General features: G+C 71.1%; 26 protein-coding genes. 15 read left to right on the forward strand and 11 right to left on the reverse strand.

Going from position 1 to position 25,093, the window contains the following annotated elements:
- Positions 1-27 precede the first annotated feature (27 nt).
- Complete coding sequence (locus VHD82_RS35165; RefSeq protein ID WP_325713640.1) at positions 28-843, reverse strand: alpha/beta hydrolase; 816 nt, start codon at positions 841-843, stop codon at positions 28-30.
- 98 nt (positions 844-941) lie between these two features.
- On the opposite strand from VHD82_RS35165, the gene VHD82_RS35170 reads away from it, so the two are divergent.
- A complete protein-coding gene (locus tag VHD82_RS35170; RefSeq protein WP_325713642.1) occupies positions 942-1,313 on the forward strand; it encodes a helix-turn-helix domain-containing protein in 372 nt (123 codons plus the stop codon).
- Between the two features lie 2 nt (positions 1,314-1,315).
- Here VHD82_RS35170 and VHD82_RS35175 read toward each other — a convergent pair whose 3' ends face one another.
- Together VHD82_RS35175 and ribA are read right to left on the reverse strand one after the other, a co-directional pair.
- Positions 1,316-1,774, reverse strand: coding sequence for an SRPBCC family protein (locus VHD82_RS35175; protein ID WP_325713644.1), 459 nt, complete (start codon positions 1,772-1,774; stop codon positions 1,316-1,318).
- 9 nt (positions 1,775-1,783) lie between these two features.
- On the reverse strand, positions 1,784-2,995 hold the full coding sequence (ribA, locus tag VHD82_RS35180) for a GTP cyclohydrolase II (protein ID WP_325713646.1): 1,212 nt from the start codon (positions 2,993-2,995) through the stop codon (positions 1,784-1,786).
- Positions 2,996-3,049: 54 nt separating this feature from the next.
- On the opposite strand from ribA, the gene VHD82_RS35185 reads away from it, so the two are divergent.
- The 8 genes from VHD82_RS35185 to VHD82_RS35220 all read left to right on the forward strand — a co-directional run bounded on the left by VHD82_RS35185 (position 3,050) and on the right by VHD82_RS35220 (position 10,462).
- Positions 3,050-3,538: a flavin reductase family protein gene (locus VHD82_RS35185; RefSeq protein ID WP_325713648.1), complete on the forward strand. Its 489-nt coding sequence runs from the start codon at positions 3,050-3,052 to the stop codon at positions 3,536-3,538.
- A gap of 133 nt (positions 3,539-3,671) precedes the next feature.
- The gene (locus tag VHD82_RS35190; RefSeq protein ID WP_325713650.1) at positions 3,672-4,952 is read left to right on the forward strand and encodes an MFS transporter; all 1,281 of its coding nucleotides are present in this window, start codon (positions 3,672-3,674) and stop codon (positions 4,950-4,952) included.
- Positions 4,949-5,944: an Ldh family oxidoreductase gene (locus VHD82_RS35195; RefSeq protein ID WP_325713652.1), complete on the forward strand. Its 996-nt coding sequence runs from the start codon at positions 4,949-4,951 to the stop codon at positions 5,942-5,944. The genes VHD82_RS35190 and VHD82_RS35195 overlap by 4 nt, the downstream gene beginning before the upstream one ends.
- Complete coding sequence (locus VHD82_RS35200; RefSeq protein WP_325713654.1) at positions 5,937-6,401, forward strand: PaaI family thioesterase; 465 nt, start codon at positions 5,937-5,939, stop codon at positions 6,399-6,401. The genes VHD82_RS35195 and VHD82_RS35200 overlap by 8 nt, the downstream gene beginning before the upstream one ends.
- A gap of 10 nt (positions 6,402-6,411) precedes the next feature.
- On the forward strand, positions 6,412-7,440 hold the full coding sequence (locus tag VHD82_RS35205) for an LLM class flavin-dependent oxidoreductase (protein ID WP_325713656.1): 1,029 nt from the start codon (positions 6,412-6,414) through the stop codon (positions 7,438-7,440).
- A complete protein-coding gene (locus VHD82_RS35210) occupies positions 7,437-9,029 on the forward strand; it encodes an AMP-binding protein (protein ID WP_325713657.1) in 1,593 nt (530 codons plus the stop codon). Before VHD82_RS35205 ends, VHD82_RS35210 begins: the two co-directional genes overlap by 4 nt.
- Before the next feature lie 10 nt (positions 9,030-9,039).
- On the forward strand, positions 9,040-9,957 hold the full coding sequence (locus tag VHD82_RS35215) for a pyruvate carboxyltransferase (RefSeq protein ID WP_325713659.1): 918 nt from the start codon (positions 9,040-9,042) through the stop codon (positions 9,955-9,957).
- A 22-nt stretch (positions 9,958-9,979) separates the two neighbouring features.
- A complete protein-coding gene (locus VHD82_RS35220; RefSeq protein ID WP_325713661.1) occupies positions 9,980-10,462 on the forward strand; it encodes a MarR family winged helix-turn-helix transcriptional regulator in 483 nt (160 codons plus the stop codon).
- Here VHD82_RS35220 and VHD82_RS35225 read toward each other — a convergent pair.
- The gene (locus VHD82_RS35225) at positions 10,459-11,178 is read right to left on the reverse strand and encodes an alpha/beta hydrolase (RefSeq protein WP_325713663.1); all 720 of its coding nucleotides are present in this window, start codon (positions 11,176-11,178) and stop codon (positions 10,459-10,461) included. The genes VHD82_RS35220 and VHD82_RS35225 overlap by 4 nt on opposite strands.
- 19 nt (positions 11,179-11,197) lie before the next feature.
- Between VHD82_RS35225 and VHD82_RS35230 the strand changes: the two genes are divergently transcribed.
- Both VHD82_RS35230 and VHD82_RS35235 read left to right on the forward strand, forming a co-directional pair.
- The gene (locus tag VHD82_RS35230) at positions 11,198-11,791 is read left to right on the forward strand and encodes a GNAT family protein (protein ID WP_325713664.1); all 594 of its coding nucleotides are present in this window, start codon (positions 11,198-11,200) and stop codon (positions 11,789-11,791) included.
- Complete coding sequence (locus VHD82_RS35235; protein WP_325713665.1) at positions 11,788-12,537, forward strand: class I SAM-dependent methyltransferase; 750 nt, start codon at positions 11,788-11,790, stop codon at positions 12,535-12,537. The genes VHD82_RS35230 and VHD82_RS35235 overlap by 4 nt, the downstream gene beginning before the upstream one ends.
- Positions 12,538-12,714: 177 nt before the next feature.
- Here the strand turns inward: VHD82_RS35235 and VHD82_RS35240 are convergent, their stop codons facing one another.
- Both VHD82_RS35240 and VHD82_RS35245 read right to left on the reverse strand, forming a co-directional pair.
- Positions 12,715-13,866: an acyl-CoA dehydrogenase family protein gene (locus tag VHD82_RS35240; RefSeq protein WP_325713667.1), complete on the reverse strand. Its 1,152-nt coding sequence runs from the start codon at positions 13,864-13,866 to the stop codon at positions 12,715-12,717.
- Positions 13,867-13,877: 11 nt separating this feature from the next.
- Positions 13,878-14,723, reverse strand: coding sequence for a 3-hydroxybutyryl-CoA dehydrogenase (locus tag VHD82_RS35245; RefSeq protein WP_414637626.1), 846 nt, complete (start codon positions 14,721-14,723; stop codon positions 13,878-13,880).
- A 126-nt stretch (positions 14,724-14,849) separates the two neighbouring features.
- On the opposite strand from VHD82_RS35245, the gene VHD82_RS35250 reads away from it, so the two are divergent.
- Positions 14,850-15,515 carry a helix-turn-helix domain-containing protein gene (locus VHD82_RS35250; protein WP_325713671.1) on the forward strand — a complete coding sequence of 222 codons (666 nt, stop codon included), beginning with the start codon at positions 14,850-14,852 and terminating at the stop codon, positions 15,513-15,515.
- Positions 15,516-15,896: 381 nt separating this feature from the next.
- Here the strand turns inward: VHD82_RS35250 and VHD82_RS35255 are convergent, their stop codons facing one another.
- Both VHD82_RS35255 and VHD82_RS35260 read right to left on the reverse strand, forming a co-directional pair.
- The gene (locus tag VHD82_RS35255; RefSeq protein WP_325713673.1) at positions 15,897-16,799 is read right to left on the reverse strand and encodes a serine hydrolase; all 903 of its coding nucleotides are present in this window, start codon (positions 16,797-16,799) and stop codon (positions 15,897-15,899) included.
- Complete coding sequence (locus VHD82_RS35260; RefSeq protein WP_325713675.1) at positions 16,796-17,680, reverse strand: LysR family transcriptional regulator; 885 nt, start codon at positions 17,678-17,680, stop codon at positions 16,796-16,798. The genes VHD82_RS35255 and VHD82_RS35260 overlap by 4 nt, the downstream gene beginning before the upstream one ends.
- An 89-nt stretch (positions 17,681-17,769) precedes the next feature.
- Between VHD82_RS35260 and bla the strand changes: the two genes are divergently transcribed.
- The gene (bla, locus tag VHD82_RS35265) at positions 17,770-18,669 is read left to right on the forward strand and encodes a class A beta-lactamase (protein ID WP_414637635.1); all 900 of its coding nucleotides are present in this window, start codon (positions 17,770-17,772) and stop codon (positions 18,667-18,669) included.
- Positions 18,666-19,196, forward strand: coding sequence for a D-alanyl-D-alanine carboxypeptidase family protein (locus VHD82_RS35270; protein ID WP_325713679.1), 531 nt, complete (start codon positions 18,666-18,668; stop codon positions 19,194-19,196). The genes bla and VHD82_RS35270 overlap by 4 nt, the downstream gene beginning before the upstream one ends.
- Here VHD82_RS35270 and VHD82_RS35275 read toward each other — a convergent pair.
- Positions 19,177-20,175: a 2Fe-2S iron-sulfur cluster-binding protein gene (locus VHD82_RS35275; RefSeq protein ID WP_325713681.1), complete on the reverse strand. Its 999-nt coding sequence runs from the start codon at positions 20,173-20,175 to the stop codon at positions 19,177-19,179. The two genes, VHD82_RS35270 and VHD82_RS35275, sit on opposite strands and share 20 nt — an antisense overlap.
- Before the next feature lies 1 nt (position 20,176).
- Complete coding sequence (locus VHD82_RS35280; protein WP_325713684.1) at positions 20,177-21,400, reverse strand: cytochrome P450; 1,224 nt, start codon at positions 21,398-21,400, stop codon at positions 20,177-20,179.
- Between the two features lie 139 nt (positions 21,401-21,539).
- On the opposite strand from VHD82_RS35280, the gene VHD82_RS35285 reads away from it, so the two are divergent.
- Positions 21,540-22,478 (forward strand): AraC family transcriptional regulator, encoded by a 939-nt coding sequence (locus VHD82_RS35285; RefSeq protein ID WP_325713686.1) that lies wholly within the window; start codon positions 21,540-21,542, stop codon positions 22,476-22,478.
- A gap of 4 nt (positions 22,479-22,482) precedes the next feature.
- Here VHD82_RS35285 and VHD82_RS35290 read toward each other — a convergent pair whose 3' ends face one another.
- The gene (locus tag VHD82_RS35290; RefSeq protein WP_325713688.1) at positions 22,483-25,092 is read right to left on the reverse strand and encodes a LuxR family transcriptional regulator; all 2,610 of its coding nucleotides are present in this window, start codon (positions 25,090-25,092) and stop codon (positions 22,483-22,485) included.
- Position 25,093: the final 1 nt, after the last annotated feature.

The raw sequence follows: 25,093 nt of genomic DNA on the forward strand, positions 1-25,093 counted from the left end.
CTCCACAATGGACAGGCGTAACAAACGTTATACAGCGAGGAACGGCCGCAGCAGCCGGAGCAGTTCGCGCGGCCGGTGCAGCGGGATGACGTGCCCACAGTCCGGGATGACGGCCGATGTGAGTTCCGGGGCGAACGGGCGCAGTTGCCGCGCCAGGGCGTCGCCGACCGGGTGGGCGCCGATCGTCATCGCGGGCACCGTGAGCCCGGTGGCGGCGTCGGCGATCTGGCTCGCGCTGACCGGCATGGCGCGGTAGTGCGAGAAGGCGGCGCGCAGGGATTCGCGGCCGGTGTAGGCGGCGACGAAGGCATCGCGGATTTCCGGCGGCACCCCGGCGCCGAGTGTGCCCGCGGCGAGGAACCAGTCGAGGTACTCGGCCTCGTGTCCGGTCAGGACGGTCTCGGCGAGACCGGGCACCGCGTGAAAGCCGAACCACCACGGCGGGCCGCCCGCGAGGAAGTCCTCCGCGCCGGGCAGCCTGCCCAGCAGGGATTCCATCAGCACGAGCTTGCGGACCCGCTCCGGCCGGCCGAGTGCGAGCAGGAAGGCGGGCGGCACACCGGCGTCGATCGCGACCACGGCGGCGTCCGGTTCGCCGAGCGCGTCGAGGATGCCTTCGGCGTCGGCAGCGAGCGTGGCCGCGTCGTAGCCGGCCTCGGCGCGGGTGGCGGCGCCGAGGCCGCGGAGGTCGGGCGCGATGACCCGGTGATCGGCCGCGAGCGGGCCGATGATCTCGCTCCAGAGCCGCCAGGTGTGCGGGAATCCGTGCAGCAGCAGGACGGCGGGCCCGCTCCCGGCGATGGCGACGTAGGTGTGGATGCCATTGGTCTCGATCCGGCGCATGAGTCTCCCCCTGTGGTTACCATTGGTTACCTGCAAACCGTAGGAAACCGAATGGCCGTCGCCAAGACGGCACTTTCCCCACAGGTGGTGAGCTCCAGGTGACCTCCCGGCGCGGTGTTCTGTTCGACCCGGCGTGCCCGACCCGCCGGCTGCTCGACCGCATCGGCACGAAATGGACCTCGATGGCGGTGAAGGTGCTCGCCGAAGCCGCCCCGGACGAAGTCCGCTTCGCCGAGTTGCGGCGGCGGATTCCCGGGGTCTCACAGAAGATGCTGTCGGTGACCCTGCACAGCCTGATCCGCGACGGCCTGGTCACGCGCCGCGTCGAGCCCACCGTCCCGCCGAGCGTGCACTACCGGCTCACCGACCTCGGCCTCTCCCTCGACGAACCGCTCGCCGCCGTCCGGGCCTGGGCCGAGGAACACATGGCTGAGATCGACGAGGCCAACGAACTGGCCGACGCGGGCTGACGTCAGCCGCCTGCCTCGGCGACGGCCCTGACGTGCTCGTTGCGGAGCCTGATGAGCGCAGGCAGGTACCGGTTGAGCGCGACGACCTCGGCGACAGCGCCCAGCGGGCCGAGCGGAGCCGCGAATTCGACGATGTCGCGCATGACCGTGCCCCCGTGCCCATCGGGCTCGAAGTGATGGGCGTGGCGCCACCGCTTGAACGGACCTTTCACCTGCTCGTCGACGAAGTAGCCGGGCGGGTCGCAGGCGCTGATAAGCGAGGTCAACCGCCAGCGCAGCCCGAAATACCGGGCCTCCCAAGTGACCGTGTCGCCGAGCCGCAGCCGGCCGGAGGTGACCCCGGCGATGGCTCGTTCACCGGAACCGCCCATCGACGCGGTATGCGTCTCGACCTCCAGGGAGACATCGAAGACACGCCGCGGAGCTGCCGCGATGGCCGTGCTGACTTCGAAAAGCGTCACGGCCCGACTCTAAGAGACCTCGCGTACGTCCAACAGGTGTCCCATCCGCAGCTGTTTCGCAGCCAGGTAAGGAATGTTCGCCGCCACCGCGCCGACGGTCAGCGGGAGACGCTCCACAACGGACACTCCACCGGCTTCGAGATCACGCATCTTGGCCGGATTGTTGGTCAGCAAGCGGACCTCCGGCACACCGAGATCCCGCAGGATCGCCGCCGCCGCACCGTATTCGCGGTCGTCGGCGGGCTCGCCGAGCGACAGGTTCGCGTCCACCGTGTCCAGGCCCTCGTCCTGCAGCCCATACGCGGCAAGCTTCTTCACCAGCCCGATCCCGCGCCCCTCGTGCCCGCGCAGATACACCAGCACACCGCCCTCACGACCGATGCGACGTAACGATTCCGCCAGCTGCGGTCCGCAGTCACAACGCCGCGAGCCCAGCGATTCCCCGGTCAGGCATTCCGAATGCACCCGCGCGAGTACCGGTGCGCCGCCGCGGATCAGGGCCACGTGCTCGGCGCCCGTCCGCAGGTCGAGGTAGCCGACCGAGCGGAACCGGCCGTACGCGGTGGGCAGCTCCGCTTCCGCCATCCGCACCACGCGCGGTGAATCCGGCAGCGGATAGCGCGTGCGGTGGCTGATCAGCTCCGCGATGCTCAGCACCGGCAGATCGTGCCTGCGCCCCAGCTCCTCGACCCCCGCACCCCGCAACATCGACCCGTCGTCGGCCACCAGTTCGGCGATCGCGGCGACGGGCCGCAGTCCCGCCAGGCGGCACAGGTCGACGGCCGCTTCGGTGTGCCCCGGCCGTTCGAGCACCCCACCGGGCCGCGCCCGCAACGGCAGGACATGCCCCGGCCGCACGAGTTCCGCGGCGCCTGAACCGGGATCGGCGAGCACCCGCAGCGTGCGCGCGCGATCGGCGGCACTGATGCCGGTCGAGACGCCGGTTCTCGCGTCCACCGTGACGGTGTACGCGGTCCCACGCGGGTCCTGGTTCCGGCTCACCATCGGCGGCAGCGCCAGTTCGGCGGCCCGGACCGGCGTCATCGGGGCGCACAGGAGACCCGACGTGTGCCGGACCGTCCACCCGATCCACTCGCTGGTCACGGCTTCGGCGGCGAGCACAACGTCGCCCTCGTTCTCGCGGTCACGGGCGTCGGTCACGAGCACCGGACGCCCGGCCCGCATCGCCTGCAGCGCGCGGGCAACTCGGTCTTCACTCATGGCAAAAGTATAAGCATGCTTGCACTCTGGCCGGCCGCGATTTATGGTGTCAGCATGCTTACAGTTCGGCCCGATCCCGCCCGGTTCCGGTCGGTGCTCGGTCACTTCCCCACCGGCGTCGTCGCGATCACCGCCTGCGACAGCGCCGGAAAATCCGTCGGGATGGCCGTTTCGTCGTTCACGTCCGTATCGCTCGACCCGCCGCTCGTGGCCTTCCTGCCCGGGAAGTCCTCGTCGACGTTCCCCGCCATCGCCGCGCACGGCACCTTCTGCGTGAACGTCCTGTCCGCCGGCCAGGAACCGGTGTGCCGGGCGTTGTCGGCCTCCGGCGGGGACAAGTTCGCGGACCTGAGCTGGCGGCCCGGCCCGCACGGCGACCCCGTGCTCGACGGCGTCACGGCCTGGATCGGTTGCACGATCGAGAAAATCCACGACGCGGGCGACCATCACCTGGTACTCGGCCGCGTGGACGAACTCGCGGCCGACACCACGGCTTCACCCCTGCTGTTCTTCCGCAGCCACTACGGGCGGCTCGCTTCCTGACCCCGGCAAACCTCAAAGGAGAGGCATGTTACCAATCCGAGCAAAAGCAGGCGGACACAATCGAGCACCGGCCGGTTTTGTGCGCAGCCGATTCCGCCGTGACCGTGGCCGGATTGGTAACGAACGGCGCAGTATGACCGACCCCTCGGCCCGCACCCTCAGACGCACCACCCTCGCCGCCGCCATCGGCAACACCGTGGAGACCTACGACTACGCCGTCTACGGGTTCCTCGCCACCGTGCTCGCCAAGATCTTCTTCCCCGCGGCGAGCCCCGGCACGGCACTGCTTTCTTCGTTCGCCGTGTTCGGCTCCGCCTTCCTCGCCCGGCCGGCGGGCGCGCTCGTCTTCGGCCCGCTCGCCGACCGGCTCGGCCGCCGGCCCGCGCTCGTCGCGTCGCTGCTGCTGATGGCCGGGGTGAGCACGGTCATCGGCCTGCTTCCCGCCACGTCGACCATCGGCATCGCCGCCCCGGTTCTGTTGGTGCTACTACGATTCGCCCAGGGACTGGCCGCCGGTGGCGAGTACACGACAGCATTGATCTACGTGGCCGAGTTCGCCCCGCCGCACCGGCGCGGGGCGTTGTCCAGCCGCGTCCAGGTCGGCAGCCTTGCCGGGCTCCTCATCGGCGCCGTGGTGGTGCTTTCGCTCAACGCCGCGCTCACCGCGCAGCAGATGCTGGCCTGGGGCTGGCGGGTGCCGTTCCTGCTCGCGCTGCCCATCGGCGCCGTCGGGCTGTACCTGCGCAGCAGGCTCGGCGAGACGCCGGAGTTCGAAGCCGCCCGCTCGGCGCCGGCGAAGATTTCCGCGCCCTGGGCCAGAATCCTGTTGATCGCCGGGGTTTCGGTGCTGCACGTGATCGGCTTCTACATGGTCTACACGTATCTGCAGAACTACCTCATCCAGCAGCACCTGTCCACACTGACCGCCACGGCGGTGATCGCGGTCGCGCTGTTCGCGGGGCTTTTCCTGGTGGTCGCGGGCGGGAAGATGACCGACCGCAAAGGCAAGGCACCCGTACTGCTCGGCACGTCGCTGGTCGTGCTCGTGGTGACCTATCCCCTGTTCGCGGCGCTCTCCACCGCACCGCCGTTGTGGCTGGTCATCTGCTGCACGACCGCGCTCTCCGCGGGCCCGGCGTTCTACTCGGGCGCCGCGCCGATCACCTACATCCAGCTCGTGCCGGTGCGGGTCCGGGGCAGCGTCGTCGCCTTGTCGTACAACGTCGTCGTGGCCGTGCTGGGCGGTTCGGCGGTGTTCGTCTGCCAGGCGCTCGTCGAGGCGACGGGCGATCCTCGCTCACCCGCCTACCTGCTCATCGCCGCGGCGGCCGTGAGCACTGTCGCCGCGATCGCACTCGCTCGACGGACCGCAAGTGAACCCGCCCCCGCCCTTCCCCTGGAGGCAGGCCGATGACCACACTGTCCATTTCGGATGCCCGCGCGCTCGCCGAAACCGCGATGACCGGCGCCGGGCACAGCGAAGAGGACGCGGCGATCATCGCCGACCACCTGCTCGACTGCGAGCTCCGCGGCCTGTCCTTCGGCGGCCTCGCTCGCGCACTGTCGATCATCGAACGCGTCCGCGCCGCACCGGCTCGCCCGAGTCCTATTCGGACAGTCGCGGAAACCCCGGTCTCGGCGACGCTCGACGGCGGTGACCAGGTAGGCTACGTCGTCGCCTCGCGGGCGCTGGACCTGGCGATCGCCAAGGCGGGCGAGCACGGGATCGCCGTCGTCGGCGCGCACAACACCTGGTACACCGGGATGTTCTCGTACTATCTGGAAAAAGCGGCCGCGGCCGGGCTCGCCGGGATGATCGCGGGCAGCGGCCCGGCCGCGGTCGCGCCACACGGCGGCACCGAAGGCAGGTTCGGCACCAACCCGATCGCGTTCGGGTTCCCCGCGAGCCCCACCCCGGTGATCTGGGACATCGGAACCTCCTCGGTGATGTACGGCGAAGTCATGCTCAAGGAACGGCTCGGCGAGGAACTGCTGCCGGGCCAGGCATTCGACGCGAGCGGCACGCCGACCGTCGATCCCGCCGCGGCACTCGAAGGCGCGTTCACCGTGTGGGGCGGGCACAAGGGGTCCGGGCTGGCGATGGTCGTGCAGCTGCTGGGCATGCTGGCCGGGGCCGCCGCCGATCCGCCGGGCCTGTCGGACTGCGGATTTTTCGTGCTGCTCATGGATCCCGCCGCGCTCACCGACGCGACGGACTACCGGCAGCGGGTGACACGATTCGCCGACACACTGCGCGCGACGCGCCCAGTCGAAGGTGGTGCCGCTGTGCGGGTGCCCTTCGACCGCTCCGTCGCGCGCCGTGCCGAGACGCTGCGCCGCGGCACGATCGAAGTGGCCGATCCGGTGGTCAAAGCTCTCCTCGCAAGCGGGGAAAGCCGTGTCTGACAACGACGATTTCGCGATCGGGCCGGATCTGCTGTGCGGTGGCTGCGCCGCGGAGGGCGTCTGCAGGCTCGGCGTGAAGATCGCCGACGAGCACGACGGCGCGACGCGCTTCGACGTGGTCTGCCCGCGCCACTGGCAAGGCGGACCGGCTGTGGCGCACGGCGGCTGGACCGCGGCGATGTTCGACGACGTGCTGAACGTCGCCGCGCTGCGCAGCGAGCCCCGGCTGGTGACGAAATCGCTGTCCGTGCAGTACCTGCGGCCGGTCCCCGTCGAACGACCGCTGACCGCGCTGGCGCGCGTCGAACGGCACGAAGGTCGCGAGTGGACGGTCTCCGCCCGGTTGACGCTCGGCCCGCACACATTGGCGACCGCACGCGCGGAGCTGCGCACTCGCCGCCCGGACCACTACGCCCGGGCCGAGCGCCAACTTCCTTTCCCTGTCAACGAAAACTGAGGAGGACAAGATGGTCGACTTCTTCACCGGCCTGCAGCCGCTCGAGCCCGGCGAGACCGATCCGGGGCCGATGCTCGAGCGGATCCGCGAGCTGGACCGCTCCGAGGTGATCGACCGGGTGCTCGTCGGCTACTCGTCGACCTGGCCGCACAACCACGCCACCGTGCCGTTCGCGCTGGCGGCTTCGGAGAAGTTCTCGCCGATCGTCGCGCACCGGCCCGGGGTGATGCCGCCGGTCGCCGCGGCCCGCTATTTCGCCACGCTCGACGTGCTGGCGCGCGGCCGGCTCGCGATCAACGTGGTGGTCGGCGGTTCCGACAAGGATCTCCGCCGCGAGTCCGACAACCTGCCCAAGGCCGAACGCTACCGGCGCGCGGTCGAATACCTCGACGTGGTCCGGCGCACCTGGACCGCGACCGAGCCGTTCGACCACCACGGCGAGTACTACACCGCCGAAGCGGTCAAGATCCTGACCAAACCGGTGCAGGGCGAGGTGCCGATCTTCATGGGCGGCGAGAGCGACGACGCCGTGGATTTCGGTGCCCGGCACGCGGATCTGTACATGCTGTGGGGTGAGCCGTTCGCGGGCACGAAGGAGCGCATCGAGCGGGTACAGGAGGCGGCCGGGCGCTACGGCCGCGAGATGCGGTTCTCGCTGAGCCTGCGCCTGTTCGTCGGCGAAACCGACGACGATGCGTGGGCACAGGCTCGCGCGGTGGAACGCCGGATCGCCGAAGCGGCGGGCACGCCGAAGTTCCTGCGGTCGTCGTCGGCGGACACGTCGGTGGGCCGGGAACGGGCGCTGGCACTCACCGACGAGGAGCTGCACGACGACTGTTTCTGGACCGGGCTGACCAAACTCCTGGGTGGCTTCGCCAACTCCCAGGCGCTCGTCGGCACCGAAGAGCGCATCCTGGACACCCTGGGCCGTTATCGCGAGCTCGGGGTCGGCGCGTTCCTGGTGACCACCGGCGCGGAGGCGGCGTGGGATCCGGCGCTCGAAGGATTCCTGGCACGGGTGAAGAAGGAGCTGGCATGACGCGGGATCTCGCCGACGGCACGGTGAGCGGCCTGATCGCCGACCGCGCGGCCAGGCACCCGGGCAAGACCGCCCTCGTGTCCGGCGAAACCGAGCTGACCTACGGCGAACTCGACACGCTCGCCACCGAGGTCGCCCGCGGTCTCCTCACGGCCGGCGGCACCCAGGGCAGTTCCGTGGGCGTGTTCCTGCCCAACCGGCCCGAATACCTGTACACCGTGCTCGGCGCCGCGCGGGCCGGGCTGGTCGAGGTGCCGGTCAACAGCGCGTACAAGGGCTCGTTCCTCGACCACGCCCTGCGCAGCACCGACGTGCGCATCCTCGTCACCGAGGCTGCGCTGCTGGAACTCGTCGCGGAGCTGCCGGAACTCCCTGACACGCTGCGGACCGTCGTGCTCCTCGACGAACCGCGGCGCGTTCCGGCCGGGGTGCGGGTGCTGACGTGGCGCGAGCTGCTCGCCTCGGGTGACGCGTCCGCGCCGCTGCCGGCCGTCGCGCCGGACGACCCGTTCGCGATCATGCTCACCTCCGGCACCACCGGCCGGAGCAAAGGCGTGGTCTACCCGAACCTGATGCCGCTGGTCGGCGCGCGTGAATGCGCGATGCAGATGGGCACGACCGCGGAGGAGCGGCTCTACACCTGCCTGCCGCTGTTCCATGGCGCCGCGCAGATCAACATCTCGATGCACTGCTTCCACGCGGGCGCCACCTTGGTGCTGGGCCGCCGTTTCAGCGCCAGCCGGTTCTGGGACGAGCTCCGCGCGCACCGGGTCACCCAGTTCAACGCGCTCGGCTCGATCCTGCCGATGCTGCTGGCGCAGCCACCGTCCGAACGCGACCGTGAGCACGAGGCACGGAAGCTGTTCGCCGCACCGGCTCCGCCGCAGATTCTGCACCCGTTCGAGGAACGGTTCGGCGTGCACATCGTGGAGGGCTATGGGCTGACCGAGATCAAGAACGTGCTCTACAACCCACTGCAGAAACGCAAGGTCGGTTCGATGGGGCTGCCCACCGAAACATCGATCCTCGAGGTGCACGACGAGTCCGGCAACCCCGCCGCGCCGGGGCAGGCAGGCGAGATCGTCTACCGGCCGAAGCTCACGAACATCATGTTCTCCGGCTACCACCGCGATCCGGCCGCGACGGTGGCGACGATGCGGGATCTTTGGTGGCACACCGGCGATCTCGGCTACACCGACGAAGACGGCTACTTCTACTTCATCGACCGCAAGAAGGACGCGCTGCGCCGCCGCGGCGAGAACATCTCTTCGCACGAGGTGGAATCGGTGCTGCTGAGCCATCCCGGCGTGGTCGCGGCCGCCGCCGTGGGGACGCCGTCGGAGCTGGGCGAGGACGAAGTGCTCGCCGTGCTGCAGCCCGAACCGGGACAGGAGCTGGATCTGCCCGCGCTGTTCGAGCACTGCGACCGGTCCATGCCGCATTTCATGGTGCCGCGCTACTACCTGGTGGTGGCCGAGCTGCCGGTCACCCCCACCGGCAAGATCCGCAAGAACGCGTTGCGGGAGCTCGGCCGGGACGGGGCGTGGGACGCGCAGGCCGCCGGTCTGAAACCGACCCGCCATGCCTGAGGAGCCGATCGTGCGTATCCGGGAAATCGCGCCACGTTTGACCTTCCAGGACCATCGCGTGCCCACCGAGGTGAAGCTCGAACTGGTGCGGCGGCTCACCGGCGCCGGGGTGCGCTCGTTCGAACTGTCCTCGTTCGTGCGCCCGGACCTGGTGCCGGGCCTCGCCGACGCGGCGGAGGTGTTCGCCGGGGTGCGGCGGATTCCGGGGCTGACGCTGGACTGCTGCGTCGGCAACGTCCGCGGCCTCGCCCGCGCGGCGGATGCCGGCGCGGACAGCGCGTACTTCCTGCTCTCGGCCGACGAACAGTTCGCCCGGGCCAACATCGGCCGGTCCACCGAGGACTCACTGGCGGAGCTGGGCCGGATGGCGGCGTTCGCGGCGGACCGCGAAATCGTGCTGGGCACGTACGTGATCTTCGCGTGGGGCGGGCCGACCGGGCCCGCGCGCGGTGCCGACGAGCTCGAACCGCTGGCCCGGCGGCTGCTCGACCTCGGCGTGGACCACTGGATCCTGGCCGATTCCTCGGGATACGCCGCGCCACCGCAGATCCGCGCACTCGTCGAGGCCGCGCTCGTGCACATTCCCGGCCGGCAGCTCACGGTGCAGATCCATGACGGGCGCGGGATGGGCCTCGCGGCGCTGCCCGCGCTCGTCGAGCTGGGCGTCGGCACGATCGACACCTCGCTCGCCGGCAGCGGTGGTCATCCCGCCATGCCCGGCACCCAGGGCGGTGGCGTCTGCACCGAGGACGCCGTGCAGCTGCTGGAACTGTCCGGGGTGCCGACTGGGATCGACCTGCCCCGTCTCGTCGACGCGGCGAACTGGCTCGCCGGAGAGGCGGGCGCGCCCGCGAAGGGGTTCGTGCGGCACGCGGGGCCGGTCCCCGTCGCGGGCGAGTCCGCCCGGCCGCTGAGCTTCACCTGGTAGGTGTGGCTTGTACGCTGGGCTGGTGGCAGAACCTGACGCGTCCGGCGACGGGACGGTGGAGGAGGCCGGCTACCTGCTCGACGCCGTCACCCGGTTGCAACGGGCGGTGGAGCGGATCGGCAATCTGCGGCTGCGGCCGTGGGAGATGACCATGTCCAGCTACGTGGCGCTGCGCATCCTGGCCAACCGGCCCGATCTCACGCTCGGCCAACTGTCGCGGCGGTGCTACGTGCGGCCGCAGACGATGACCCGCATCGTCGCGCAGCTGGAGAAGCGGGGGTTCGTCGAGCGCAGCCCGCATCCGCACAACAACAGCGCGATCTCGCTCGCCGTCACCGGGTTGGGGCGCCGGGTGCTGCGGGAGATGAGCGACGAGGTGGACAAGGTCACCACTACTGTGACGAGTGCGCTGGGGCCGGGCGAGGTCGCGAAGTTCAACGCCACGCTGCGCGACTGCGCGGTGCGGATCGAGACCGAGGCCACCGAACTGTCCAAAAAGGATTAACCTCGGGCGAGGAAGTCCGCCATCGCTTCGGCAAGCGCGGGGTTCGCCGCGGCGCTCCCGTGATCGCCGGGGATGGTCACGTACGTGGCGTTGGGCAGCGCTTCGGCGAGATCCTTGGCCGAGGCCGCGCGCGTGTCCTGCTCCCCTGCCACGACGAGCGTGGGCACGCGGATCGCCGCGAGGTCCGCGGGGCCGGTGGGCACGAGCGAGTCCAGCACGTGCACCAAAGCGGTGACGTCGGCGCCGCTTTTCTTCAGCCACTGCGCCATCGGGGACTCCGCGCCCACGGTGCCGTCGGCGACGTGCCGGACCAGATCGCCCGCGCCGCCGCCCTCGCCCGCCAGCTGCCGCGTGCCCTGCCCACCGACGATCGCGCGCCGGGGCGTGGCACCCCGCACGAGCATCCGGGCCACGACGCGGCCACCGAGCGAGTAGCCGCCGAGGTCGTAGTCGTCGAGGCCGAGGTGCTCGACCAGCGCGAGCCCGTCGTCGGCGAGCGCGTCAGGCAGGGCATGGCGGTGCACGCTGTCCCCGTGGCCGCGCAGGTCCGGCATGATCACCCGGTGGCCGCGGGTGGCAAGGACTTCGGCGTGCCCGGTGTCGATCCAGGCCATGGTGGCGGTCGAGGTCAAGCCGTGGAAGAGGATCAGTGGACTGCCTGCACCGGTTTCCCGGTAAGCGAGTTTTGCCCCGTCCCTGGCTTCGAATTGCGGCACGGTGCGAACCTACCCGGAAATGGAGTCGCGGGTGGCCGGTGCCGGCGGGCAGGATTGGTGGATGCTTCCGCTGGAACTGCCCGCCACCGCGCCATCGTACCGGAGCGTGGTCCTGCGCCCGTTCGAGCCGCGCGATGTGGGCATGCTGCTGGACTTGTCGACTGATCCCTATGTGCCCAAGATCGGCACCCTGCCCGCGCACACCGACGAAGCGGGCGCGCTCGCTTATCTCGACAGGCAGGCGGACCGGCTGGTCAACGGGGCGGGTTACTCGTTTTGCGTGGCGGACAAGGAAACCGGCGAGGCGCTGGGCACCGCGGGCCTGAACCTGGGCCCGATCGCCGCCGGCCGCGCGTCGGCCGGGTATTCCGTCGCTCCGCGCGCCCGCGGCCGCCGTGTCGCGGCCCAGGCGCTGACCGCACTGACGGGTTTCGCATGGACGGTGCCCGGGTTGCACCGGGTCGAGCTGTACATCGAGCCATGGAACCTGGCGTCGGCTCGCACCGCCGAAATCGCGGGCTACCAACGGGAAGGTCTGCTGCGCCGCCACCAGGAAATCGGCGGTGCGCGGGTGGACATGGTCCTGTACGCGACGCTCAGGCCCGGGCGATGACCGATCCTTACCGCGCGCTCGGGAATGGTTATGCCGATGTGCGCCGCCCGGACCCGCGGATCGCGGCTCAGGTGCAGGCGGCGCTGGGGAATGCGGCGTCGGTGGTCAATGTCGGCGCAGGCACCGGTTCGTACGAGCCGGATGATCGGCGCGTCGTGGCCGTAGAGCCATCCGCCACGATGCTGCTGCAGCGGCCGCCCGGTTCGGCTCCTGCCGTGCAGGCGTTCGCAGAGCACCTGCCGTTCGCGACCGGCCGGTTCGACGTCGCGCTCGCGGTGCTGACCGTCCACCACTGGCGCGATCCGCAGGCCGGACTCGCCGAACTGCGCCGCGTGGCGGGGCGGCAGGTTGTGTTCACCTGGGACTGTGAGGTGATGGCACGATACTGGCTGACCGCCGGGTACCTCCCCGAGATCGCCGAGCGCGAGCGGACCCTGTACACCGTGGATGGGATCGTCGATGCCTTGTCCCGCAACGGCCGGCGCGTCGAGGTCCAGGCGGTCGAGGTCCCGTGGGACTGCTCGGACGGTTTCCTCGCCGCGTACTGGCGACGCCCGGACCGCTACCTCGACGCGGGTGTCCGAGCAGGCATGTCGGGCGTCGCCGCACTGCCGGATTCCGTTGTCCGGCCGGCCATCGCGCGCCTGACGGACGACCTGGCCACCGGCACCTGGCACGAGCGCCACCGTGACCTGCTTGAGTGCGAGACTCTGGATGTCGGGTACCGCCTGGTCGTCGCCACGTAACGCCAAACCGCCGCCCGGCGATGCGGAGCGAGTGCCCCACACGCCCCTCCCTCGCCCCGATCCCGCAACCGCGAACACTCGAAGATCGGGGCGAGGGTGGGGTGCACACAGCGCGCTCTGCGTGCGTCCGTTGCTGTCGCAACGCCAACCGTGCGTACCCCACGCCCAGCCCCGGACTCAGCCCTTCAACAGCGACCGGGCCATCACCACCCGCTGGATCTGGTTCGTCCCTTCATAAATCTGGGTGATCTTCGCGTCCCGCATCATGCGTTCCAGTGGGAAGTCCCGCGTGTACCCGTATCCACCGAGCAACTGCACCGCATCAGTCGTCACGCGCATCGCGACATCCGAGGCGTGACACTTCGCCGCGGCGCCGAAGAACGACAGGTCCGCGTCGTTGCGCTCGGACTTTCCGGCGGCGACGTAGACCATCTGCCGCGCGGTCTCGACGGCCATCGCCATATCCGCGAGCATGAACTGGATGCCCTGGAAATCGGCGATGTGCTTGCCGAACTGCTTGCGCTCCCGCACGTAGTCCAGCGCGTGGTCCAGCGCACCCTGCGCGATACCGACGGCCTGCGCGGCGATGGTGATCCGCGTGTGGTCGAGCGTCCGCAGCGCGATCTTCAGCCCCTGCCCCGGCTCGCCGACGATACGGTCGCCGGGGATCCGCACGTTCTCGAACAGCAGCTCACGCGTCGGCGAGCCCTTGATGCCGAGTTTGCGTTCCTTGGCACCGAAGGAGAAACCCTCGTCGGACTTCTCCACCACGAAGGCGCTGACATTCGAACCGCGCTTGCCGTCCGGATCGGTGACGGCGAGCACCGTGTAGTACTCCGAGAAACCGGCGTTGCTGATCCACGACTTCTGTCCATTGAGGACCCAATGGTCCCCGTCCGCCTTGGCCCGGCAGCGCATCGACGCCGTGTCCGATCCCGCGTCCCGTTCGGACAGTGCGTACGAAAAGCCGGCCTCACCGCGGGCGAGCGGCGGCAGGTACTTCGCCTTCACGTCTTCGTTCGCCGCCAGCATCAGTGGCAGGCTGCCGAGCTTGTTCACCGCGGGAATCAAGGAGGAGGAGGCACACACGCGGGCCACTTCCTCGATGACGATGCAGGTCGCGAGCGCGTCGGCACCCGCGCCGCCGTACTGCTCGGGCACGTGCGGGGCGTGGAAGTCCGACGCCACCAGCGCGTCGTAGGCGGCCTTCGGGAACTCCTCGCGCTCATCGACTTCGGCGGCATAGGGGGCGATCCGCTCCCGCGCCACGTCGCGGACGGCTTCCCGGATCGCCTCGTGGTCTTCGGTCGTGGCAAACAGCTCAGCCATCGGAAATCCTTTCAGGAGTAGGTGTAGAAACCGCGTCCGCTCTTGCGGCCCAGCAGGCCGGCGTCGACCATCCGCGCGAGCAACGGCGGCGGCGCGTACAGCGGCTCCTTGAACTCCTCGTACAGCGATTCGGCGACGGCCTTGGTGGTGTCGAGCCCGATCAGGTCCGCCAGCGCGAGCGGACCCTGCGGGTGCGCGGCCCCGCGGACCAGGCCCTCGTCGATGTCGTCCCGCGAGGCGAACCCGGATTCGAGCATCCGCACGGCCGCGAGGATGAACGGGATCAGCAGCGAGTTGACCACGAACCCGGCCCGGTCCTTGCACAGGATCGCGTGCTTGCCCAGCACCTCCTGGGCGAACCCGCGCGCCCGGTCGACGACCTCCGGCCGCGTCAGCAGGCTCGGCACCAGCTCGACCAGCGGCAGCACCGGCACCGGGTTGAAGAAGTGGATGCCCAGCACCTGCCCGGCCCGGCCGGTCACGGTGCCCAGCTTCATGATCGGGATGGACGAGGTGTTGGACGCCAGGATGGCGTCCGGATCGGTCACGATCTTGTCGAGCCTGGCGAACAGATCCGCCTTGACCTGCTCGTTCTCCACGATCGCCTCGATCACGAGGGTGCGGTCGGCGAGCTCGTCCAGGCTGTCGGTGACCCGGATCCGGCGCAGCACCTCGGCGGCGTCCGGGATCCTGCCCTTGCGCTCGGCCCTGCCCAGCGAACCCTCCAGCCGCCGGCGCCCGGCCTCGACCGCCTCGGCGCCCGATTCCACCGCCACGACATCCAGCCCGGCCCGGGCGCAGACCTCGGCGATCCCCGCCCCCATCTGCCCGCACCCGACAATGCCGACGCGTTCCATCACATCCACCTCTCTGGTACTCGATACCATGGAAACGGTACTTAGTACCGACCAGTAGGGGAAGGGCCGCGGGTATGACCGGCGCCACGCCTCTAGGCTGGCCCGGAGTAGGCACGAGGAGCGGGGATGCCAGCGAAACCGGCGAAGGACCGCCTGATCGCGGCCGCGTTCGAGCTGTTCGAGGAACGCGGCTACGACCAGACGACCGTCGACGACATCACCGAGCGGGCGGGTGTCGGGCGCACCACGTTCTTCCGCACGTTCCGGTCCAAAGAGGACGTGATCTTCCCCGACCACGAGGTACTGCTGAGCGCCATCTCCGCCCGGCTCGACGGCTCGACCGAACAGACCGCGCTGGTCGCCGTCACCGAGGCGGCCCGGCTGGTGCTGCGGCGCTACGTGGCCGAGGGCGAGCTGGCGCTGGCGCGCTACCGGCTCACCCGCAGCGTCGCCGCGCTGCGGGACCGGGAGATCGCCGGAACCCAGCAGTACCAACACCTTTTCCGGCGTTTCCTGCATCGCTGGATGGGCGGCGGGCAGGATGCGGCGCTGCGGGCCGAGCTGATGGCGAACGCCGTGGTGACCGCGCACAATCACGTGCTGCGGCGCTGGCTGCGCGGACAGACGCGGGAGCCCGAGGCCGAGTTCGACGCCGCGATGGCCGACACGGTGGGCCTGTTCACCGCCCCGGCGGCGCGTTCCGGCGAGCACTCCGTCGTGGTGTTCCAGACGACGAAGGATCTGGACTCGGTGCTCCCCGGCCTCCGGCGGCTCCTCGGCGAGACACCCTAGCAGCCGGAGTCCACAGTGGACGTACCGTCGCTACCACATCCGCGCGGTTCCGGACCGCACCCGGCCGACCAGCCGAGATCGGTGGCGACCAGGCGCAGCCCCCGTGCCCGGCGGAGGACGCCGATCGGCGGGGCGAAGCGCGCGGAAGACAGTGCGCGCGCCAGCCGGCCGGGCGGGATCACGCGCGCCGCGCCCCGCGCCCCGCGGGCGCCGGATGTCCCGGTGATGGATCATGGCGTCCAGCAAGGCGAACCCGGTGGTGATCCGCGCGGGCGCGAGTGCCGTCGCAGCTTTGCCTGCAGGTCGCCGTGAGCGGCGCCGCCCCGTGCCCGGACGCCGGGCTCGTTGATCCGGTCCACCGGGACGTGCCGGTCATCGGACTCACCTCGCCCGTAAATGGTCCCGCAACGCCCGCGCCACCTGTGCCATCAACGCCTCCGCCTCCGGCTGGATCGCCGCCGGGACACGGGATTCGGTGAGCGCGGCGACGGCGAACGTCTGCCCGTCGGCATGTTCGACGACGCCGACCTCGTGCCGCAGGTTCAGCAGGGTCCCGGTCTTGGAGCACCACTTCGTGGCATCGGAACTGAAATCCGGGCTCAGCCGCTGCCGGATCAGGTTCTCCCCCATCAGTTCCCGCACCCTCGCGGACACCGTTTCGTCGATCTTCGACGGCGTCCACAACGCTTCGAGCAGGTTCACGTACGCCCGCGCGGAACCGGAGCTGGCGCGGCTGATGTCCAGCTGTGGCAACGGATGCCCCTGCCCCGCGGTCGCCGCCCCGATGGCCAGCGAGTGCGCCAGGTGGACGTCGGCGGCGTCGAACCGCTCGGCCGGGGTGTCGGTGAGGTCGCCCAGCGGGTGCCGGACGCTGATGCCCGCGACGCCCCAATCGCGGACCATCCGGCCGACCTGGGCGGGCGGGGTCAGCTCGAACAGGGTGTCGGCCGCGATGCCGTCGCTGATCGACATCATCAGGTACAGCAGGTCGTCGATCGCCAGGCGCGCCGGATGCCGGAAGCGCGCGAGCCCGGTCGGCCCGGACGTGACGGTCCGGCCCGGCGCGACCTCCAGCTGAGTGGCGCCGTCCAGCTCCCCGCTACGGATCCGCTCGAGGGTCGCGGCGGCGAGCGGGATCTTGATCAGTGAGGCGCTCGGGAACTCCAGGTCCGGCTCGATCCCCACCTCGTGCCCGGTGCGCAGGTCGCGGACCAGGAACGCGCCGCGCAGCCCGCCGTCGGCCAATTCCTCCCGCAGGCGCACGAGCAGTGCTTCGGTGTTCACCCGGCCTCCCCGGTGTCCGTCGTCCCCAGACATCGTGCAATACCGGCGCGCAGCCGGGTGCGCAGGTACTGGGCGTCCTCGCCCAGCCCGGCCACGACGTCGAACCCGCGCTCGAGCCGGATCCCGCCCAGCGGCCGCCAGGCGAGCCCGAGCTCACGCGCCTGTTCCGCCGAGCACAGCAGGAAATCGGCCGAGTGGAAGACGCTCGCGGCGGCGGCGGTGAGCGAATCGGCGACCGCGACCTGGGCGGGTTGCAGGCCCACCGAATCGCGGATGCGGATCACCCTGTCCCTGATGTGCGGGACGTCGTCCTCCGGCTGGATCCAGACCCGCCGCCGCGGGCCGCGCGAGCGGCCCGTCCGCAGGGTTTCCAGGTGGATCACGTCCGCCTCGGGCTCGGCTTCGCTCGCCAGCCCGAGCGGGACGGTCCACACCGCTTCCTTGCCGGGGACCGCGGTCAGCGCGGCGCGCACTTCGTGCACGCGGACGAGTTCGGCGCGTTCGCCGGGCGGCGCGGGCCGGAACTCCAGGAAGATGTCGAGCGCGCGGGCTTCGGCGTCCAGTTCGGCGAGGTCACGGGTGGTGCAGGTGTCCGGGACCGCGAGCCGCAGCGGCCGCAGTTTGGCCCGTTTGGCGTCGTGCTCCAGCGCGTCGGCCAGGTGCACGAGACGCTTCGCCGAGGGCAGCATGTCGCGGCCGAACGGGGTCAGCCGGGCGCGCCGGGTGGAGCGGTCGAACAGCCGCTCGCCGAGGTGTTTCTCCAGTGCGGCGATCCGCCTGCTGGCAACCGGCTGGGGGATGCCGGCGACGGCGGCGCCCGCGGTGAAACTGCCCGTCTCACTCACGCTCACGAAGGCCCGGCAGCTCCCGATCAGGTCCATGACCTCATCTTATGCCGCATTGACATCGAACACGTCAGTTCTGTCTTGGACAGCATGAGCGTGCACGCAGACACTGCGAAGGAAGATCGATCGGGAAGGAACGTCCGTTGTCCCCAGCCTCTCGCATCGCGCTCGCCGCGCTGGTGCTCGTCTCCGTCGCCGCCTGTTCCGCGCCGGCGCTTGCCCCGGCACCGGACACGGTCTCCGCGCGTCAGCAGCAGGACTTCGCGCAGCTCGAACAGACCTTCGGCGCTCGGCTCGGTGTCTACGCGGTGGACACCGCCAGCGGCCGCGAGGCCGCCTTCCGGGCGGATGAGCGCTTCAACTACGCCTCGACCTACAAGGCGCTCGCCGCCGGTGCGGTGTTGCAGCGGACCCCCGTCGCCGGCCTGGACGAGAAGCTGACCTACCGCGCGAGTGACCTCGTGACGTACTCCCCGATCACCCGACAGCACGTCGCTGACGGGATGTCCCTGCGCGACGTCATGGACGCCGCGCTGCGCTACAGCGACAACACCGCAGGCAACCTGCTGTTCGGCGAACTCGGCGGCCCGGCGGGGCTCGGCGCGGAGCTGCGGGGCCTCGGCGACACCACCACGCACGCCGACCGGCTCGAAACTTCGCTCAACGAAGCCATTCCCGGCGACATCCGGGACACCAGCACCCCGCGCGCGCTGGCGAGCGACCTGCGCGCGTTCGCCGTCGGCACCGCGCTGCCCGAGGACCGGCGCGCGGTGCTGCTGGATCTGATGCGCGCCAACACGACCGGCGGCGAGCTGATCCGGGCGGGTGTGCCCGCGGGCTGGCAGGTCGCCGACAAGACGGGCAACGCCGATTACGGCACCCGCAACGACATCGCCGTCGTCTGGCCGCCAGGGCGGGCGCCGATCGTGCTCGCGGTGCTGTCCACCCGGCCGGCGGAGGACGCGACCTACGACAACCGGCTCGTCGCACAAGCGGCCACCGAAGCACTGCAGGCCTTCCGATGAGATGCCTCCGGGAGCACGGCTACCGGTTACTGACCCGCGCGCTTGCCTTGCTACTGCTGCCTTTCGCGTGCCTGGCCGCACCGGGCGCGGCACGGCTCGCGGCGTGCCGCTGGGCGCTGGCTGTCCGGTTCCCGCGCGAGAACCTGGCGGGCCTCACCCCCGGCGCGCTGGCCGCGTTCGAGGCCGCGCGGGCGCGGGCGTTGTGGCGGGACGGCGTGGTCATCGGACTCACGTCGGGCCACCGCAGCGCGGCCGAGCAGGCGCGCCTGTTCGCGGCGGAAGCCGGCCGTGGCGGGCAGCCGCGGACATTGCCACCCGCCGAATCCCGCCACGTCACCGGCACCGCGATGGACGTCCGCCCCACCGAAGGCGCGCGGTGGCTGGAACTGCACGGCTCGTCGTACGGCCTGTACCGGCGCTATGACAACGAATGGTGGCATTTCGAGTACTGCCCGATGGGTCCGCCGGAACGGCTGCCCCATCCCGGGGCACGACTGTCCACTGTGGTCACCGCTGCGCCGGGGTGAACTTCTCCCGGCGGATCTGCCGTGGCGCCATCCGGCGCCGTTTGAACGCCTTGACCCCGGCCTCCACCATCGCCGGCGGCCCGCACAGCCAGCCGGACCAGCCGCGCCCGCTGACCACGTCCTCGAGGAACGCCTCGGTCGGAAACCCGGTGCGGTGCGCGGGATCCGGCTCATGGGACAGCACGGGCACGAACCGGAACCCCGGATGCGCGCCGGCCAGCTCGGCGAACCGGTCGAGGTCGTAGAGGTCGGCCGCGCCGCGAACTCCGTGGTACAACAGCACTTCACGATCCGGCCGGCGGGCGAGCGCCGTGCGGGCGATCCCGGTCAACGGCGCCAGCCCCGTGCCACCGCCGATCAGCACCATCGGCCCGTCCTCGTCCTCGGCGCGCAGATGGAAGTCACCGAGCGGGCCCACCGCCCGCACGTGCTCGCCGACGGACAGACTGCCGAAGATCCACCGGTCGGTCGCCACCCCGCCGGGCACGCGCCGCACGTGCAGCTCCAGCACCTTGTCCTCGTCGGCGGTGTTGGCCAGCGAGTACTGCCGCCGCGCGCCGGAACCCGGGACGACGAGCTCCACATACTGCCCGGCTTCGAACGCCAGCGGTTCCGCCAGGCCGAGCAGCACCCGGCGGGTGTCCCTGGCGATGTCGGCGATCTGCAGCACCGTGGCCGTCAGATCGCGCAACGGATGTGTCGCCCGGGCGGGGGCGGAGGCACCGATCTCGACGTCGGCCAGCGGCCGGGCCTGGCACGCCAAGGCCAGTCCCGCCGACCGTTCCTCTTCGGTGAGAGTGTCCAAAGGGGACTGTCCATGATCGACGGAACCGGTGCGCACCTGGAGTTTGCAGCTGCCACAGGTGCCCTGGTTGCACGAGTTGGGCATCCATACCCCGGCCCGCAGGCAGGCCTCCAGCAGGGATTGACCGTCGGCGCAGTCGACCCGGCGGCCGCCGACGGTCACCGCGTACCCCACGTCAGACCTCCCAGGTGACGTGCAGGGCCGTCGGGCCGCGGAAACCCCAGCCCCAGAACTCGACGCCTTCGCGGGTGTCGCGCTCCAGGTTCGGGATGGCCTCCAGCAGCTCCTCCAGCGCGATCCGCATGACGTGGTTGGCGAAGTAGATGCCGGCGCACGCGTGGTTGCCCGCGCCGAAGGCCAGGTGTGGCAACGGCGGCCGGTGCAGGTCGTAGGCCGAGGGCGCCTCGTACCGTCCGGTGTCGTGGTTCGCCGAGCCGTAGGACAACATCACCGGCGTGCCCGCGGGCAGGTCGACGCCGGCCACGGTGACCGCTTTCGTGGAGATCCGCGCGGTGGCCGACCAGATCGGCGAAGTCCAGCGCACGCCCTCGGAAATCGCCCGCGGGATCAGCTGCGCGTCGTCCACCACCTCCTCCAGCTGCTCCGGGCGGGTGAACAGGCCGGCCAGCGTGGAAGCCAGGCCGTGCCCGGGTTCCTGCATGGCGCCGAGCAGGTAGACGTAGATCGTGGGGTAGATGTACTCGCGGTCGCGGGTCTGCCCCGGCGGCATCCCGTCGTGCAGCCAGTGCGAGATCGCGCTGTCGTCCGGCTCGGCGATCCACTTGTCGATCAGCGGATCCACGATCGCGCGGATCTCCGCCTTGGCCTGGTCCCCCTCGGCGAAGCCCGCGGGATTGGCGAACTCCCCGTGCTCGTCGACGGCGGCGTTGGTGAAGGAGCGGTTCAGCTTGGCGAACCAGTCCCGCAGCTGATCCGAGCCGACGTCGTGCAGCCCGAGCAGGTCGCCGAGTGAACGCACGCTGACCGGCTCGCAGTACTGCGCGACAAGTTCGGCCTGGCCGTCGTTCTCGAACCGTGCCAGGTAGCGGCGGGCGATCGGGCGGACCAGTTCGTCGATCCAGCGGTCCACCTCCACCGGCTGCAGCGCGGGCTCGACCATCGACCGCAGGTCGGCGTGCACGTCGCCGTTGACGCCGATGATCGCGGGGTGGCCGAAGGTGCGCCCGCCGGCCGGGGTGATCACGGCTTCGAAGTCCGGGCTGGTGGCGATCTCGCGGCACACGTCGGCGGTCGAAGCGACGTACGAGCCGAGCACCGGCACGTAGGCCAGCGGCGCCTGCTCGCGTAGCCGCTCATAGGTGTCGTAGGGGTTGCGCTCGAGTTCGGTCATGGTGACGCCGTCGAGCCAGGACAGATCGGGCCGTTCGGTGGTGGTCATCGCCGCGTTCCTCCCACATCGTCGTAAGGGACGGCACGGGATGTTAGGAACCACGGGCGGCCGCGGCGACACGCTTCGCGCGAGGACGGCACGGATCGCGCGGCGAGTTCCTGACCTGGTGTTCTGGTACCGTCCAGCCATGCGCGCACGGCGTAGTGCGCCGCCCCGGGATTGGGACCAGGCCTCCCGGAAGGTGGCGGAGGCATACTTCCCGCACGAGCTGGACCCGCTCGGCGGGGGCCGCGATCCGCGCCTGACCCTGCGCACGCTCGACCTCGGGACGGTGCTGATCGGGCACGTCGGCTGGGGTGCCGACGTGCGGGTCGCCTGCGACTACCCGGGCGCGTACGAGATCAACATGCCGCTCACCGGGCACCTGGCCAGCCGCGGCAGGCGCGGGCCGGTCACGTCGGTGCCCGGCCAGGCCACGGTGTTCCGTTCCGACACCCCGTCGGAGATCACGCACTGGGACGCGACCTGCACGGTGCTCGGCGTCAAGTTCGACAGCGCGTGGCTGGACCGCGAGGCCGAGCGCGTGCTGGCGACCGACCGCGTCCTGCTGCGCACGGGGCTCCCCGATCAGCTCGACCTGGCCGTCGGCCAGGCACGGGCGTGGCGGCAGCTCATCGGGAGCCTGGCCGCGCATCTGCGCGATCCCGGGCTGTTCGGCGACTCCGGCCTGGTCCGGGACCAGCTGGCCGGGGCGATCGCGGCTGGTTTCCTGCTGGCCGGCTGCCCCGGCGCGGACGCGGGCCCGCCGCCGCGGCCGCGCGCGATCACGCGTCTGGTCGATCAGCTGCACGACGATCCGGCGCGGGCGTGGACGGCCGGCGAGATGGCCGCCGTGGCGGGCACCAGCGTGCGGCGGTTGCAGGAAGCGTTCCGGCACTGGGTCGGGTGTTCGCCGACGGAGTACCTGCTCGGGATCCGGCTGCGCCGTGCCGACGCCGACCTGGCCGCCGATCCCGCCCGCACGATCAGCGAAGTGGCGGCGTACTGGGGGTTTTCCAGCGCCAGCAGGTTCGCGGCCGCCTACCGCCGCCGCTACGGGGTATCACCGGCACAGGCCCGGCGCTGAGCGTTCACTCCCGACCGGCGAGCCGGGCCGCCAGCCCGGCGCGGGAGCGGATCCCGAGCTTGGCGTAGACGCGGGTCAGGTGGTATTGGACGGTTTTCGCGGACAGGTAGAGCTCGGCCGCGACGTCCCGGTTGGACAGTCCTTTCGCGACAAGTCGAGAGACGGCTTTCTCTTGCGGGGTGAGCTCATCGTGCCCACGGTCACCGCGCGGCAGGTGCACGCCGCCCGCCTTCAGCTCGCGGTCGCACCGGTCGACGAAGGTCACCGCGCCGAGCCCGGCGAAGACCTCCCGCGCGGACGTGATGGCCTCGTCGGCCTCCCGGCGTTTGCCCGCCCGGCGCAGCACCTGGCCGTGCGTGAACTCGATGCGCGCCCGGTCATAGCGCAGCGGCAGCCCTTCGAGAAGTTCCAGCGCCTCGCCGAAACAGGTCTTCGCGCGGCCGAGTTCGCCCCGGGCGCCCTCCAGCCTGCCCCGCGCCGCGGCCAGCCGCGCGCGGGCCGAGGCCCGGCCCCGGTCCGCGGCGAGTTTTTCGTGCGGGACAAGGAAAGTATCGGCCTCGTCGTAATGCCCGGCGATGACCAGGGCGTGTGCGTACATGTCGGCCCACGGCCAGTGCCCGGGTTCATCGATCGCGCCACCGGCCCACGGCTGCGTCAGCGGCCGGAGCGCGCGCAGCACGCCCGGGGCGTCGGCCCGCACCTCGGCCAGCTGCGCCCGCGCCAGGCACAACGGTACGCGCATGATCTCGTAGTCATCCGGTCCGGAATCCGCGCGCTGCAAGGCTTCCGCGGCCAGTTCGGACTCTCCGCGCAGTGCGTGGACGGCCACGGCCGTCCACTGCAGCAGCGGCCCGACGAGCGCGATCCCACTGTGGTCGAGCACCGCCTGCGCTTCGCGGACGGTGTGCACGGCGTCGTCCCAGTCACCGGTCAAGAACCGGGCGCGGGCGAGCCAAGCGCTAGCCCACAAGGAAATCCTGCTCGAACCGCCGAGCATCGTCGTGGGCACCGCGCTCTTGAGATCGGCGCGCGCGTCGTCGATCGCGTCGAGCGTGAGCCCCACCCAGCCGCGCGCCATCACGATCCGCTGGGTCTGGGCGCCGTGGCGCACCCGGTCGGCCAGTTCGGTGTACTCGCGCAACGCTTTCTCGGCCTCGCCGCGCCCGGCAAGACCGAGTCCGCGGATCGCGGCGGCCTCCACCGCGGCGGGCACGCCGGCGCCGGTCAGCGCGATCGCGCGGTCGGCCCACGCCACGAGTTCGGCGGGACGGCAGCGGGACAGGAAATGCAGCACGTAACGCTGGCAGATCAGCGCGGCCACCTCCGGTTCACGCTCGGCGTTCACCAGCGCCCAGGCGCGCGCGAGCCGCGACTCGGCCTCGGCCGGACGGCCGCGCACGATCGCCAGATAGCCGAGAACCGCGTTGCGGAGCGGAGTTTCGCGCAGGCTTTCGACTTCGGGGACCAGCGCTCCGGCGCCCAGCACGTCGCCGGCGCCGATCAGCGCGTCGACCGCGCGGGTCAGCCTGTCTTCCCGCAGCAGCCGGTCTTCGGTGAGCCGGCCCGCGTCGCTCAGCAGCGAAGCGGCCACGGCCCATGCGCCGTCGGCGGCTCGTCTTCCTGCCAGCTCCTCGAGTTCGTCGGCGAGCGCGGCGTCCGGCAACGGCGACGCCGCGACGAGCAGCGTCAGTTTCCGCACCGGGTCGTCGACCAGGTCGGCGGCGCGGCGATGCAGTCCGGCGGCCGTGGCCGGGCCGAGCGCGGCGAGCACGGCGGCACGGGTCATCGGGTCCGCCGGGGCGAGTTCGGTGATGCCGCGCGGGCCGAGCACGACCAAGCCGCTCTCGCAGGCTTCGTCCAGCACAGCAAGCAAATCATCCTGCACACCGGCCAGCAGTGCGGCGTCACGCACGGCGGTGGCCGGGCCGAGTACCGCGACCGCCTCGACGATCCGCCGCGCCTGCGACGAACAAGCCGCGAGCGCTTCGCCGGTCCTCGACGCGACCGCGGCGGGCGCGGGCAGGTCGGGATCGAACCGGGCCCAGGTGTCGCGCGGGACCTCGGCGAGCAGATCGACGACGTGCCGGGCGATCCCGCCGGTGTGCCGGGCGAGCTGCTCCGCCATCGACGCGTGCAGCAGGATTCCCTTCACCGCCGCCAATTCGCCGATCTCGGTGGCGGTGAGCGGCGGGAGCCGAACCTCCGCCGTGGCGGCCTGGCGCAACAGATCCGACGGCGCGGGCGCCGCCGCGACGACCAGCAGCCGGGCTTCCGGATGGTGCCGGACCGCGGAAGCCAGCGCCCGCACCGATTCCGCGTCGGCCCACTGCGCGTCGTCGACCACGGCGAGCGTCGCGCTTTCCCTTGTCAGGGCGGCGATGTCGCGCCCCGGCGCCAGCTGGTCGGCGACGGCGTGTGCCTGCGCGCTCTCCCAAGGCGCGGCGGCCGCGCGCCGGACCGGCCCGTCATGCCGGGCGGCGAACGCTGCCAGCACCGCGCTTCTGCCGACCCCTGGCGGGCCGGTGACGAGCACGAAACCGCCGCGATCCGCCTCCCGCCGCAACACGGCGAGCGCGTCTTCACGGCCGGTCAGGGGCGGGGCGCCATCGCTCACC

It is taken from the genome of Amycolatopsis sp. (genome assembly GCF_035546795.1).
In the GTDB taxonomy this organism is placed as follows: domain Bacteria; phylum Actinomycetota; class Actinomycetes; order Mycobacteriales; family Pseudonocardiaceae; genus Amycolatopsis_E.

What these genes read in the sequence shown, in the direction of transcription:
- VHD82_RS35260 (WP_325713675.1), bottom strand. Translation starts at nt 17,680, where the DNA reads ATGGACCTGATCGGGAGCTGCCGGGCCTTCGTGAGCGTGAGTGAGACG.
- VHD82_RS35230 (WP_325713664.1), top strand. Translation starts at nt 11,198, where the DNA reads ATGGAGTCGCGGGTGGCCGGTGCCGGCGGGCAGGATTGGTGGATGCTT.
- VHD82_RS35285 (WP_325713686.1), top strand. Translation starts at nt 21,540, where the DNA reads ATGCGCGCACGGCGTAGTGCGCCGCCCCGGGATTGGGACCAGGCCTCC.
- ribA (WP_325713646.1), bottom strand. Translation starts at nt 2,995, where the DNA reads ATGAGTGAAGACCGAGTTGCCCGCGCGCTGCAGGCGATGCGGGCCGGG.
- VHD82_RS35240 (WP_325713667.1), bottom strand. Translation starts at nt 13,866, where the DNA reads ATGGCTGAGCTGTTTGCCACGACCGAAGACCACGAGGCGATCCGGGAA.
- VHD82_RS35210 (WP_325713657.1), top strand. Translation starts at nt 7,437, where the DNA reads ATGACGCGGGATCTCGCCGACGGCACGGTGAGCGGCCTGATCGCCGAC.
- VHD82_RS35165 (WP_325713640.1), bottom strand. Translation starts at nt 843, where the DNA reads ATGCGCCGGATCGAGACCAATGGCATCCACACCTACGTCGCCATCGCC.
- VHD82_RS35205 (WP_325713656.1), top strand. Translation starts at nt 6,412, where the DNA reads ATGGTCGACTTCTTCACCGGCCTGCAGCCGCTCGAGCCCGGCGAGACC.
- VHD82_RS35185 (WP_325713648.1), top strand. Translation starts at nt 3,050, where the DNA reads ATGCTTACAGTTCGGCCCGATCCCGCCCGGTTCCGGTCGGTGCTCGGT.
- VHD82_RS35235 (WP_325713665.1), top strand. Translation starts at nt 11,788, where the DNA reads ATGACCGATCCTTACCGCGCGCTCGGGAATGGTTATGCCGATGTGCGC.
- VHD82_RS35280 (WP_325713684.1), bottom strand. Translation starts at nt 21,400, where the DNA reads ATGACCACCACCGAACGGCCCGATCTGTCCTGGCTCGACGGCGTCACC.
- VHD82_RS35195 (WP_325713652.1), top strand. Translation starts at nt 4,949, where the DNA reads ATGACCACACTGTCCATTTCGGATGCCCGCGCGCTCGCCGAAACCGCG.
- VHD82_RS35270 (WP_325713679.1), top strand. Translation starts at nt 18,666, where the DNA reads ATGAGATGCCTCCGGGAGCACGGCTACCGGTTACTGACCCGCGCGCTT.
- VHD82_RS35190 (WP_325713650.1), top strand. Translation starts at nt 3,672, where the DNA reads ATGACCGACCCCTCGGCCCGCACCCTCAGACGCACCACCCTCGCCGCC.
- VHD82_RS35250 (WP_325713671.1), top strand. Translation starts at nt 14,850, where the DNA reads ATGCCAGCGAAACCGGCGAAGGACCGCCTGATCGCGGCCGCGTTCGAG.
- VHD82_RS35245 (WP_414637626.1), bottom strand. Translation starts at nt 14,723, where the DNA reads ATGGAACGCGTCGGCATTGTCGGGTGCGGGCAGATGGGGGCGGGGATC.